This is a genomic window from Syntrophus buswellii, from assembly GCF_046097065.1.
Lineage (GTDB): Bacteria > Desulfobacterota > Syntrophia > Syntrophales > Syntrophaceae > Syntrophus > Syntrophus buswellii.
This window is the reverse complement of record NZ_CP175563.1, coordinates 2,317,738-2,330,000: the sequence shown is the minus strand read 5'-3', so window position 1 is coordinate 2,330,000 and position 12,263 is coordinate 2,317,738. Positions and strand designations below refer to the sequence as shown.

Sequence of the window (12,263 nt, the reverse complement as noted above, 5' to 3'; positions counted from 1 at the left end):
TGGGCATGATCCCCCAGAACACCGTAAAGCTGGAAGATGGGAAAGCTGAACAGATGCTCAAAATGATCGATAAGCTGGAAGATAATGACGATGTTCAAAATGTCTATGCAAATTTCGATATTGATGATGAAATTGTCGAGAAATTCAGTTCATAAAAATAGATAGTAAAAAGAGAAACGTTGTGATGAGGACAGGAAGGAAAGGGTGGAAGAAACCATTGAACGGTTTTATGAGGCGTAGATTCAACGATTGAAAATCCTAGGAATTGATCCAGGCAGTATTGTAACGGGCTATGGTGTCGTAGAAAAAAGACAGGAACGGTATATTGATATCCGGCACGGCGAAATCAAAATCAAGAGAGGTTCCTTATTTACGGCAGCCCTGGAGAAAGTGTACAACGAGCTCTTTTCAATCGTGGCAGAGGAAAAGCCTGATGCTGTAGCGATTGAAAACATCTTTTACGGGAAAAACATCAAAAGTCTCATCAAGCAGGGGCATGTGAGGGGGGTGGCCATTCTGGCAGGATCAAAGCACCACCTGCCGGTCTTTGAATACACGCCCCTTGAAATAAAAAAGGCCGTTGTCGGGTACGGACGGGCTGAAAAGATTCAAGTACAAAAGATGGTCCAGGTGATCATGAACTTTTCAGAGCTTCCCTCTGAAGATGCATCAGACGCCATTGCCGTGGCGATATGCCACATCAATCATCGAAAGAACGATCCCATGTAACGAATGATCGCACAAATAAGAGGAACACTTCTATATAAAGTCGTTCCCACGGTTATTATCGATAATCATGGGATTGGCTATGAGATCCTGATCCCGCTGTCAACCTATTATGAACTTCCCGAATTAGGCGCTGAGGTAAGCCTGTTCATTTATACCTGTTTCAGGCAGGATTCGATCCAACTCATAGGCTTTTGCACGGAAAAAGAAAAAAATCTATTCAAGTTAATGATTTCGATTGCAGGCATCGGTCCACGCCTGGCCGTGAATGTTTTGTCTGGAATCAGCTCGGATGACTTGATTCATGCGGTAGCGAATAATGATCTGAAACGTCTTTTAAAAGTTCCGGGGCTTGGGAAGAAAACGGCGGAGCGGGTTATTCTGGAGCTGAGGGACAAAATATCCGTATGGAAACCACGGCCGCAGGAAGGATCAATTGGCGCCAGAAGGGGCATGATCACTAAAACTTTGATAGAGGAAGATGCCGTTTCCGCATTGGTTAACCTGGGTTACAAAAGTCAGTCGGCAAAGGATGCGATCGAAAAAATCCTCTCAGAAAATGATAAAAACACACCTTTGGACATAATCCTGAAGGAAGCCTTAAAAAGGCTTGCCCTGTAGCGGCTATTTTGTCCAGTGGATTGTTCATATAAAATCGCTTACAGGAAAAAGAAATCAAAATATGAGTATAGTAGCAAATTAACTTTGAAGAACTTTTATATAAAATATTGGTAGTTCATGTATATTAAAGTTTTTCTTGACAAGCGATAGGCAACTGGGATAGAAGACCGACAACAATTTGAATGATCTTTTAGAAGAAAAAGTGTGCATCCTGTGATGAGGAGTTTTGAGGGTGTGCGGATGGGGCCATTGGCAACGTCACATCAAGGCACAATGTCAAAAAGATCAGAAAATAGTGGCTGTTCGAGATATAGGGCTTCAGAAAAGCCGTTGCTTTGGAGGATGAGAAGGGTATTGATCACGTAGTGATGACGCGGGGTGGAGCAGTCCGGTAGCTCGTTGGGCTCATAACCCAAAGGTCAGAGGTTCGAATCCTCTCCCCGCTACCAATAAAAACAAGGGGCTAACGAAAATTCGTTAGCCTTTTTTTGTGGAGTGTGTAACCTGCGGCTGACCGAAATGCTGGGGGCAGTGTTTGAGGAAACCCCACGACGATAATCTAACCCATCAATCTTTAAGCCATTCCTATGAATGGTAATGACAACCGAAAATTGACCACCTGTGACAACCGAATTTTGACCACCCAGAGCAGTATTTATACTTTGTGGTAATGACAACCGAAAATTGACCACCTGTGATAATCGAATTTTGACCACCCAGAGCAGTGTTTATACTTTGGGATGACGGGCAGGTCATCCCCTGTCTTTCTTATTGATCGCCAGTAAAACCCGCGTTCGACAGTTGTAGGCATATTTTGACCTTTTGAATAGCGTAAGTCATTGAATTTTCACAGTCGGACTCTCAAAAAACTGAAAAACCTGTAGGCATGCGAAATATGTAATTATGCTTGACATCGTTGGTAGTCTACGTTACATGAGTAGACATGTACGTCAGAACAATCTCAAGAAAAAACAAGAGCGGATCGACCACCACATACGTCCAGTTGGCGCATAATGTTCGAGATGCCAAAACGGGACAATCGAAAGCGGATGTTCTCTACACCTTTGGCCGCGCCGACTCCCTTGATGTCGATGCGATTCGAAGACTCACCAAGAGCCTGTCCCGCTTCCTCACTCCGGAAGAGGCTTTGCGGATTCAAGGGACGATAGAAGGTGAAAATCCAATCCGATTCCTCAAGAGCGTTCCCATGGGTGGCGCCTATTTGCTCCGTGCTCTGTGGGAACAGTTGGGAATCCCCGACGCTCTTTCTCAATGCATGAAAGACCGGTCTTTTACGTCTCCGGTGGAATGGGCGACTTTTGCCATGGTCGCCAATCGGGCGCTGGCCCCGGATTCCAAAAGAGGCGTCGAGGAGTGGGTAAAAGAAGACGTGGCCCTGGGGAATCCTGAACCGATCGAGCTTCAGCATCTGTACCGGGCCATGGATGTTCTGCTGGAGTATCGGAAAACCATCCACAAGGAAGTCTACTTTGCCGTGGCGGATCTTTTGAACCTGGAGGTGGACCTGATCTTCTTCGATACCACCAGCACCTACTTCGAAATGGATGAAGAAGACGAGGAGGGTCTTCGACGGTACGGTCATTCCAAGGATCACCGGCCGGATCTTCCCCAGGTGGTGATCGGTCTGGCGGTCACGAAGGAGGGCATCCCGGTAAAGTGCTGGACGATGCCGGGAAACACGTCGGACATGAAGACCGTGGAGAAGGTCAAAAGCGATCTTCTCGGCTGGAAGCTGGGCCGTTGCGTCTGGGTCATGGACCGTGGGATGAGTTCCGAAGAGAATCGCCTGATCCTGCAGAAGGCCGGCGGCCATTACATCATCGGCGAGAAGCTCCGGGATAATCAGGAGATCCACCGTGAGGTTCTGGCCAAGCGGGGCAGGTTCACTTCCGTACGGGAAAACCTGGAGATCAAGGAAGTGACCATTGGCGATGGGGAAAAGCGCCGCCGGTTCATCCTGGTTCACAATCCTGAGGAGGCCAAAAAGGACCAGGCCACCCGTGAGAAGACCCTCAAAAAGATTGAAGAAGCTCTGAAGTCCATCAAGGATCAGGCCGGGCCGGGTCACACGAAGAGCGTCTGCGCCCTTCTGTCCCATCGGACCATGGGCAGATACCTGCGGCAGTTGAAAACCGGCCGGATCAAAATCGACAAGGGAAAGATCAAGGAGGAGGCCCATCTGGACGGGAAATACATCATCTCCACCAGTGACGACACCCTGAGCGCTGAGGATGTGGCCTTGGGGTACAAGCAACTGATGGAAGTGGAGCGGGCCTTCCGAACCTTGAAGACGACTCTGGATCTGAGGCCTGTTTATCACCGGAAGGATGAACGGATCGAAGCCCATGTGTTCCTCTGTTTCCTGGCACTCCTTCTGGTAAGGGTTGCCGAGAGGAAAACGAACATGCCTTGGGACCATATCAAAGCTCAAATGGAGCGCCTTCATCTTGGAGAATTTTTTTCAAAAGAAGGACGGGTATTACAGACCACCGAACCGACACCGGAACAAGTCAACATCCTAAAACAACTAAAGATATCTCCACCGCAACGTATTCGGCATATCCAGGTGACCCCTTAAAAATGTAGGCAAACGCCAAAAATTCGACAACGACTTATAACGATAATTTTACATAAGAATTTCAATTTTGTTTACCTACCGCTGTCGAAGGCGGGTAAAAGGTAGGGAGCCGGGAGACGACCGGAGTTTTACCGGCGAAACGTCACTGTTCATCATTTCTTTGAGACTTTCTCTCAAACGATAGCTATCCCAGTTACAGCCGATGATATGGGCTTTGTGGGGGTAACCGATCCAGAAGGGCAGCAGTCATGGTCGGATTGCCGAAAATCTGAGTGCAGTCGGCAAACCGAGATTCGTGGTGATGATCACAGATCCCTTGTCATTCCGTTCCGCCAAAACCTGGAAAAGCAATTCCTCCCCTTCCTTGGAAAAGGGTGTCAAAGATCAGAAAAACAAGCTTTGAAAGGAGGTGAAATGGCCTGATTTAAAAGGGGGTCCAAAGACCCTTTTTCAGCCCTTTTTGCTGGCTTCATTACGGCGAAAATCGGTGGCCCGATTAAGGCGATCATTGACACCGATCACGGAATGGCTCGATTGCAGCAATCAGAGAGGAGCTCGAACAGACCATAAACAAGGGGTGATATTCAAGAAGATCAAATGAGTAGGGCATATTAGTTGCAATTTCACCATTGCACATCGAGAAATCTTGGTTTCATCTTGTCATAAAGCACCGTCATTATGAGGAGTCCTGGATAATCATGAGGGTCGCTTTGTTTTTCCCCCTTAATTGGTGTACAACCCTTTGCAGCTCAAGCGAATGGGAAAACATTGTTTCTCCGCTTACGGAAGGCCTTGTGAAGCATGGCATCGATGTGGTTCCCTTTGCCGCTGATGGTCTAAACGCATGGAGAATGTCCTGGAAAAGAGACTCCGCTGTACTGGGCGGGAAATCCTCGACTCCGACGAAGCTGAGCGAACGGCTCCCCGTGTCTGAGGTATTTGAGCAGGGGGATCCATTCGATATCCTTCACATCTATCTCGATTGTGTGCCTCTCGCGTGCCTGAGGACGAACGGCACGCCTGTTGTGGTGACTATGCCTAGGTTTTTTTCTCCGGACAGCCTTTCCGACTATAAACACTTCAACACGCAAGCCCATTATGTAGCGGTCAGCGAGGCAGGCAAAAGCTGCGAGCTCGATTATGTCGCAACGATTCATCCTGGTGTTGATTTGCAGCGATTTCATTTCCAAGCGGGCCAGGGGAAATACCTGCTGTTCATGGAAAGCCTTACCGAGGCAAAAGGTGCGGCGCCGTGCATTGATGTGGCCAGAGAAACTGGATTGCCGCTCCTTCTTGTCGGCGATGATGAGGACAGGGAATACTTTGACCGCTGCATACGGCCGAATATCGACGGGGACAGCATTCTTCATCTCAAGCGTGCGGAACCGGGGATGCGGAAAAAACTTCTCGGAGGCGCGTATGCACTGATTCAGCCATTCTGCAATACAGACCCATTCAAATTTACCGCTATGGATGCCCTGGCCTGCGGAACGCCGGTGATAGCATTGAACCGGGAAGGTGTGTCGGAAATTGTTGAAGATGGTGTTTCAGGCATTCTTGTTGAAAATCCTGAGGAGATAGCCGATGCGGTTCCAAAAGCTGGCCAGCTTGACCGTTCACAATGCCGTAGACGGATTGAAGCGCGGTTCAGTACAGACCGCATGGTGCAGGATTACAGGGAATTATATGAAAAGCTTGTCAGGCAGAAGGAAGGAGAAAAGTGCAGGCCCTGGGGTTTTTATGAAATTCTTTCTGAAGCTCCGAACCACAAAGTCAAGCGAATAACCGTCTATCCGGGGCAGCGATTGAGCTATCAGAGACATCAACGACGCACTGAGCACTGGTATGTGATCAACGGCAGGGCTGTGGTGAACAGAGGTGGACGGAATATAGATTTAATGGCCGGTCAAGCCATTGAGATACCTGTACGGACATGGCACCGCATCGGCAATCCGGACCCGGAAGAGTTGTGCTTTATCGAAGTCCAAACCGGCGATTATTTCGGGGAAGATGATATTGAACGATTGGAGGATGACTATGGTCGTCTGCAGAGTGAGAGGGGGTAAACTCAAGGCTTACGAGCATGCCTGCCAGGGGGATTGATTCACTCAAAGTGTATTGACACCCAATCAAAAGAGTGTTAAACCGCTAAACTCTTCAGGTTATCATTCAAGCCCCTGTAGCTCAGCAGGATAGAGCAACGGATTCCTAATCCGTGTGCCCCGCGTTCGAATCGCGGCAGGGGCACCAATATCAATGGGTTATGAACTATTTCATAGCCCATTTTTTTATGAATAGTGACTGCCGTTGACCGCAGTGTGGATATCAAAATCCTGGAAACAGCCCCGGGCCTCGTAACAGACAGGAAAGAAGTGTCTGGACATGAGATTGTGCCGATGATCGGGCGGCTCGCTTTTCACAACCGGGAAGGGCTCACTGTTAAAAGAGCAGGAACAGCATGGGAAGAAGATGTTGGAAAGGAACTGGACAGTCCGATACGAATCAGGCAAAGTCAATGATCCAAAGGTCCAAGGAGTGGAATGATGAGGTATCTCGTCATGATATTATTGTCCTTGCTGCTGGTGATGACGGCCTCTCCCTGCTTTCCCCGTGAATCTGGAGGGGGCGCACAGGTCATCGTCTCCGTAACCGATTCCTGGAACGATTCCCGGGCTACCCTGTTTCTCTTCGATCGAACGGGAGAAGGCTGGTGCCGAAAGGGGGAAGGCATCGCCGCAGTTGTGGGTCGTCAGGGACTTGCCTGGGATTCGAACTCTGGTGGAATCTTGCCCGGTGAGCCGATCAAGGCTGAGGGGGATCTCAGGGCTCCGGCCGGGATCTTTCCCATTCCGCTGGCCATGGGCCTGTCTGCTCAGCCGCCGGGAGGCGCCTTGTTCCCCTATCGTCAGATCGTTGAAGGAATCCATTGTGTGGATGACCCGTCATCCCGTTACTACAACCGGATCATCGGGATACATGAACTATCCGACGACAGGGGCAGGGATTGGAAAAGTTCGGAGCGAATGTGGGAGTTTGCGGATATGTACAGGATCCTGCTGGTTGTGGGTTACAATACCTCTGATCCCAAGGCCGGCAAGGGGAGCTGCATTTTTATCCATATCAGGCACTCTTCGGGCGAACCGACCTGCGGTTGCACGGCTCTTTCTGAAGGCGACCTGATAAGAATCATGAAGTGGATCCAATCCGACAGAAATCCCGTTCTGGTCCAACTTCCCCGGAATGTTTACGCCAGGGTCTGGAACAGCTGGCAGCTGCCTTCTCCAAGCCTTATGGAGCCCCGCTCGACCAGCAAAACCTTTCCCTTGGTGGATATCAAAACCATGGTGCCGGATGCTGCGGTTGATATGCGATATGCCGGGAGCAATAACTTCACCGGACGGAAGATTTATGACTGCGGGCGTTGTTTCCTCAGGGCTGAAACTGCGGCCAAGGTTGCCCGGGTCCAGCGGGAGTTGAAAAAAAAGGGATTATCTCTGAAACTGTGGGACTGTTACCGGCCACTGGCGGCCCAGCGGTTATTCTGGTCCCTCGTGCCGGACCCCAGATTCGTGGCAGACCCGAAGGCCGGATCCCGCCATAACCGAGGAAATGCGGTAGACGTGACTCTCGTGGATTCGGCGGGCAGGGAACTGGAGATGCCCACCGCCTTTGACGATTTTTCGGTCCGGGCCGGACATGGGGAAAAGAATCTTCCACTGCAGGTCATAGAAAATCGGACGCTTCTTGCCGAGACCATGGAACAGGCCGGATTCAAAAGACTTTATAGTGAATGGTGGCACTATGATGACGGCGATGGTGCAGGGGAAATGATCGATGCTTCTCTTAACGAACGTTGCCGTTGACTGGATCCCCGTGCGGTTGAAGACCGGTCGGGGCATCTCCGGACCTGGTCGGCAGGGGCAGATCCCCCTTTCATTTTGGCTGGCGGTCTGCCCTCATCGGAGAGACGTTTCCGTAAAAGACTGACCGGAGGGCTCCATGATCCGCTGGAGTGCATCGTCGAAGCTTCAAACAACAGGGCTCTTGCCCTGACCGTATGATTCCATTTGACATCTAAGGACTTATTATCCTGTTGAGGCAGAATATTTAGATCCCTCCCCCAGGCAACGTTCCGTTATTCAACATTATTCAACAATTACGCAGACCATAAACTATAAGATTTTATGGAAGTCAAAGTTACCGTTTAATCTTAGATAAAATAAGGCTTTTCCGGTATTGATTTTTGAGGTCCCAGTTCGTACGATTCAGCATCGGATCTTTGAAAATATAGCAATGAGATAGTTTATCGCGTTGGGAAACTGAACCGGTTTTATGGCAACGATCTCCGCTGCATCCTGCTAAGCGGGAATCTTGCCGACGCTTCTGAAATGGTTGTTTTCCGCATGAAAGGTGGGGTGATGGAGAAAGAGACATTGCAGTGTCCGTGAGGATATCCGTGATTTCGATGTGCCGATTCATCCGTTCATGCTGCTTATTGTGACATTTCTTTGGTGTCGTTAACCTGCCCTTCGTCATCTGTTCATGATTGGTGCGTCGAGCACTAAGGGGGCGTCCGTCGGAATGGCATCGCATTCGGCGGGTAGATCCCGCGAAATCATTAAAAACAAGAGAGGGGGGAGAAATTGATATTTGAAGAAGTAAAGACTGCGGGCAGCAGTAAGTTAATGTTATAACAACTCCATAACAAAGGAGATGAGAAGATGAAAAAGATTGCTTATGTTTTTATGTTCCTGCTGGTGATGAGCTTTGCGGCAGGAGCCCAGGCTTACACGGTTACCACGTATACCAACTATGTCAGCTTCCTGAATGCGATTGACCCCTCGGCTCTCGTCGTGGAGAATTTTGATGATGGAACGTTCGAAGCCGGATTCAGCCTGACCGAGACAGGCGGCGCTGGAGTCGTTCATTACGGAGTCTACGAGAATATCGTTGATAAGGATGTGCCCCGCTTCCAGGTTTACAATTATGCTCCCGGCATGTCAGCCTTCGGCGGCTGGTTCGATCTGAAGAATCCCGGTGGTGCAGGAACCGGTATCAACATGTACATCAATGATGACAACACCTTAGTGACTGCAATTCCCAACACGAATGAAGGCCAGTTTGTCGGCTTTGTCACGGATACAAGGTTCTACGGTGTCAGACTGGAAGATGCAGGTGGATCAGGAATTCAGGAAACCTATTTTGCTGTCGACGTGGCCATGGTTCCGAATCCGGTCCCAGTTCCCCCGGCCATATTTCTGCTGGGCAGCGGCCTTCTGGGACTTGGGTTTGTTAGAAGAAGGAATAACAAGTAGTTCCAGGCAATTAGAGGAAAAGGTTGCCCGCAGTCTTCTCTTATTGCAGCAAGAGGATAGACAGTCTGTGAGGGCTGTATAGGAAACTAAACCACCACCGGTTTTCGCGCCGGTGGTGGTTTAGTTTTTTCGTGGAGGTGAAAAATGAAATCATTTCGAAAAGAGTTGTGGATTGAAATTCCCAGCAGGGTGGGCTTTTTAAATATTACGGAACAGATTGTCCAATGTCTGAATGAAAGCAGGATTCAGGAAGGTTTCGTCCTTGTCAACGCCAAGCACATAACGGCTTCCGTCTTCATCAACGGTGATGAAAAGGGTCTGCTTCAGGATTTCGCCCTGTGGCTGGAAAGGCTGGCGCCTCACGAACCCATTACACAGTATCATCACAACGAGACGGGGGGAACAAACGGTGACGCTCATCTGAAAAGGCAAATCATGGGCCGGGAGGTCATGGTCGCCGTTACGAACGGAATCCTGGATCTTGGTCCGTATGAACAGATCTTTTACGGAGAGTTCGATGGCCTCAGGGAGAAGAGAGTGCTGGTAAAGATTATCGGAGAATGATCCGAGGAAAAATGGCCTGTGTTTCTTTCATTGGCAATCGATCCGGTTAACGATGCCCCCCCGTTTGTTTGATGTTCACCCCCTCAATCCGCTGCCTTTCACGATGACGGAACGGTTCTCTGGCGGAATGCGGGTTGCCATCACGCTATTTCAAGGTCTATGCACATTCGCTGTAGCCGCAGATGTGGCATACCACGCAGCCGCCCTCATGCTCGACGATACCGCCGCACTCCGGGCACGCGCCTTTCAGAAAGGCTCGCTTCTCCTGCACTTTGCCGCCGTTGGCCGCCAAGTGGGATTGAATCGCCTTGGCCACGGCATCCGCACAGGACAGGATCTTGTTTTCGCCAAAGCCTGACGGAGAATGGCAGGAAATTCCCTGGAGCTGTCGAATGACTTGGCGCGCCTGAACCCCGCTGCGCCAGGCCAGTGATACCATGCGTCCGATGGCCTCGCTCTGGGAGGCGGCGCAGCCGCCCGCCTTGCCCATGGTGGTAAACAGCTCGAAAAGACCGGTGCTGTCCTCGTTGATGGTGATGTAAAGCGGGCCGCAGCCGGTCTGCATCTGATAGGTCCAGCCCTTGAGAACCTTTGGACGCTCACGCTTGATGGTTGTTTTTTCCCGATCCAGAACCTCTGGAAGGACCTGCTCTTCCTTCTTCCCCTTGCTTAAGACCTGCTGATCCCGCGAACCGTCGCGATAGATGGTCACCCCTTTGCAATCCAGCTTATAGGCAAGTTCATAGACCTGTGCGACATCCTGGATGGATGCATCATTGGCAAAATTAACGGTCTTGCTCACGGCATTGTCGGTGAATTTCTGGAAGGCGGACTGCATGCGGATGTGTACTTCCGGGGATATGTCGTGGGCCGTGACGAAGACGTTGCGGAGATCTTCCGGCACCTCGTCGATGTCGTGAAGCGTTCCCTGCTCCGCGATCTGCTGCATCAATGCGGGCGTATAAAATCCGCGCTGCTTGGCTATGGCTTCGAAGTAGGGGTGAACTTCCACGAGGATGTCGTTGTCCATGACCTGCCGGACATAAGAGACGGCAAAGAGAGGCTCCACGCCCGAAGAGGCATTTGCGATGATCGAGATGGTTCCTGTCGGCGCTATGGTGGTGACCGTGGCGTTGCGGACAGGAGACTCACCCTTCCGGTCATAGATGGACCCCTTGAAGTTCGGGAACGCGCCGCGCGTTTTGGCCAGGGCGAGTGAGGCCGCGTGCCCTTCCTGGTTTATAAATCCCATGACCTTCCCGGCCAGTTCGATGGCCTCTTCGGAATTGTAGGGAATGCCCAGAAGAATCAGCATATCCGCCCAGCCCATGACCCCAAGCCCGATTTTGCGGTTGGCAAGGGTCATCTCGGCGATCTGTGGGAGGGGGTACCTGTTGACTTCCACCACGTTGTCCAGAAAATGGACGGACAGATGGACCACCTTCTTGAGGCGATCCCAGTTGACGGTTCCGTCCTTGACCATCCGGGAGAGATTGATCGAACCGAGGTTGCAGGATTCATAAGGAAGAAGGGGCTGCTCCCCGCAGGGGTTGGTGGATTCGATCTTTCCAACATGCGGAGTAGGGTTGTCGCGGTTGATGCGGTCGAGAAACACGATGCCGGGCTCCCCGTTTTCCCAGGCCTGTGCCACAATGCGGTTGAATACCTTGCGAGCGTTCAGGGTGCCTGAAACCTGCCCGTCGCGGGGATTGATCAGTTCATAATTTTCATCCTTTTCCACCGCCTTCATGAATGCTTCAGTGAGACCAACGGAGATATTGAAGTTATTGAGCTGCTTTTTGTCGGCCTTGCACATGATAAAATTCATGATGTCCGGATGGTCGACATGAAGGATTCCCATGTTTGCACCGCGGCGGGTGCCGCCCTGCTTTATGGTTTCCGTGGCCACGTCAAAGACGCGCATAAAGGATATGGGTCCACTGGATATGCCGGTGGTCGTCATAACCACGTCGTTGGCTGGGCGGAGCCGCGAAAAGGAGAACCCGGTGCCGCCCCCGGATTTGTGGATCAGCGCTGTGTATTTAACCGCATCGAAGATCTCCTCCATGGAATCGCCCACCGGCAGGACAAAGCAGGCGGACAACTGCCCCAGTTCGCGGCCGGCATTCATCAAGGTTGGCGAGTTGGGAAGAAATTCGAGGGAGGTCATCATCGAATAGAACTCGTCTGCCAGCTTTGAAACCCCATTCTTTTTGCTGAATTTTCTATCAGCCTCTGCAATGGTTTCCGCCACCCGCCTGAACATCTGCCCCGGCGTTTCCAGGACCTTGCCATCCTTGTCGCGCTTCAGATAGCGCCTTTCCAGAACCGTCATGGCGTTTTTCGTTAATTCCGGGACGATGGGGGTATAAGAATTCTTCTTCATTGCAGATAACTCCTTAAGAAATAAGAAAAAGAGTGGTTCAAAACACCACATG

General features: G+C 50.6%; 10 protein-coding genes and 2 tRNA genes (1 of these 12 running past the window's edge). 10 read left to right on the top strand and 2 right to left on the bottom strand.

Annotated elements, in window-relative coordinates; genetic code table 11:
* From ACJ77P_RS10680 to ACJ77P_RS10660, 5 genes are all read left to right on the top strand, one after another.
* A protein-coding gene (locus ACJ77P_RS10680) for a YebC/PmpR family DNA-binding transcriptional regulator (protein ID WP_408998212.1) crosses the window boundary here: on the top strand, window positions 1-155 show its final stretch. Its footprint begins 598 nt before the window's first position; 155 of the gene's 753 nt are visible here — the last part of the coding sequence; its start codon lies beyond the left edge, outside the window; its stop codon occupies window positions 153-155.
* Between the two features lie 94 nt (window positions 156-249).
* Window positions 250-729 (top strand): crossover junction endodeoxyribonuclease RuvC, encoded by a 480-nt coding sequence (gene ruvC, locus ACJ77P_RS10675; RefSeq protein WP_408998211.1) that lies wholly within the window; start codon window positions 250-252, stop codon window positions 727-729.
* Window positions 730-732: 3 nt separating this feature from the next.
* Window positions 733-1,347: a Holliday junction branch migration protein RuvA gene (ruvA, locus tag ACJ77P_RS10670; RefSeq protein ID WP_408998210.1), complete on the top strand. Its 615-nt coding sequence runs from the start codon at window positions 733-735 to the stop codon at window positions 1,345-1,347.
* A gap of 372 nt (window positions 1,348-1,719) precedes the next feature.
* A tRNA-Met gene (locus tag ACJ77P_RS10665) sits at window positions 1,720-1,796 on the top strand.
* A 494-nt stretch (window positions 1,797-2,290) separates the two neighbouring features.
* Window positions 2,291-3,946, top strand: a complete 1,656-nt coding sequence (locus tag ACJ77P_RS10660; protein WP_408998209.1) for an IS1634 family transposase — start codon at window positions 2,291-2,293, stop codon at window positions 3,944-3,946.
* A gap of 246 nt (window positions 3,947-4,192) precedes the next feature.
* Here ACJ77P_RS10660 and ACJ77P_RS10655 read toward each other — a convergent pair whose 3' ends face one another.
* Window positions 4,193-4,327, bottom strand: a complete 135-nt coding sequence (locus ACJ77P_RS10655) for an ATP-binding protein (RefSeq protein WP_408998208.1) — start codon at window positions 4,325-4,327, stop codon at window positions 4,193-4,195.
* Window positions 4,328-4,740: 413 nt separating this feature from the next.
* On the opposite strand from ACJ77P_RS10655, the gene ACJ77P_RS10650 reads away from it, so the two are divergent.
* The 5 genes from ACJ77P_RS10650 to ACJ77P_RS10630 all read left to right on the top strand — a co-directional run bounded on the left by ACJ77P_RS10650 (window position 4,741) and on the right by ACJ77P_RS10630 (window position 9,825).
* On the top strand, window positions 4,741-6,012 hold the full coding sequence (locus tag ACJ77P_RS10650; protein WP_408998207.1) for a glycosyltransferase: 1,272 nt from the start codon (window positions 4,741-4,743) through the stop codon (window positions 6,010-6,012).
* A gap of 107 nt (window positions 6,013-6,119) precedes the next feature.
* Window positions 6,120-6,196 (top strand) — tRNA-Arg (locus tag ACJ77P_RS10645).
* Window positions 6,197-6,504: 308 nt separating this feature from the next.
* Entirely contained in the window at window positions 6,505-7,809 is a 1,305-nt protein-coding gene (ddpX, locus tag ACJ77P_RS10640; RefSeq protein WP_408998206.1) for a D-alanyl-D-alanine dipeptidase, read from the top strand.
* A gap of 858 nt (window positions 7,810-8,667) precedes the next feature.
* Window positions 8,668-9,261 carry a hypothetical protein gene (locus ACJ77P_RS10635; protein WP_408998205.1) on the top strand — a complete coding sequence of 198 codons (594 nt, stop codon included), beginning with the start codon at window positions 8,668-8,670 and terminating at the stop codon, window positions 9,259-9,261.
* A gap of 144 nt (window positions 9,262-9,405) precedes the next feature.
* Window positions 9,406-9,825 (top strand): secondary thiamine-phosphate synthase enzyme YjbQ, encoded by a 420-nt coding sequence (locus ACJ77P_RS10630; RefSeq protein ID WP_408998204.1) that lies wholly within the window; start codon window positions 9,406-9,408, stop codon window positions 9,823-9,825.
* Window positions 9,826-9,982: 157 nt separating this feature from the next.
* Here ACJ77P_RS10630 and ACJ77P_RS10625 read toward each other — a convergent pair whose 3' ends face one another.
* Window positions 9,983-12,211 carry a vitamin B12-dependent ribonucleotide reductase gene (locus ACJ77P_RS10625; RefSeq protein WP_408998203.1) on the bottom strand — a complete coding sequence of 743 codons (2,229 nt, stop codon included), beginning with the start codon at window positions 12,209-12,211 and terminating at the stop codon, window positions 9,983-9,985.
* Window positions 12,212-12,263: the final 52 nt, after the last annotated feature.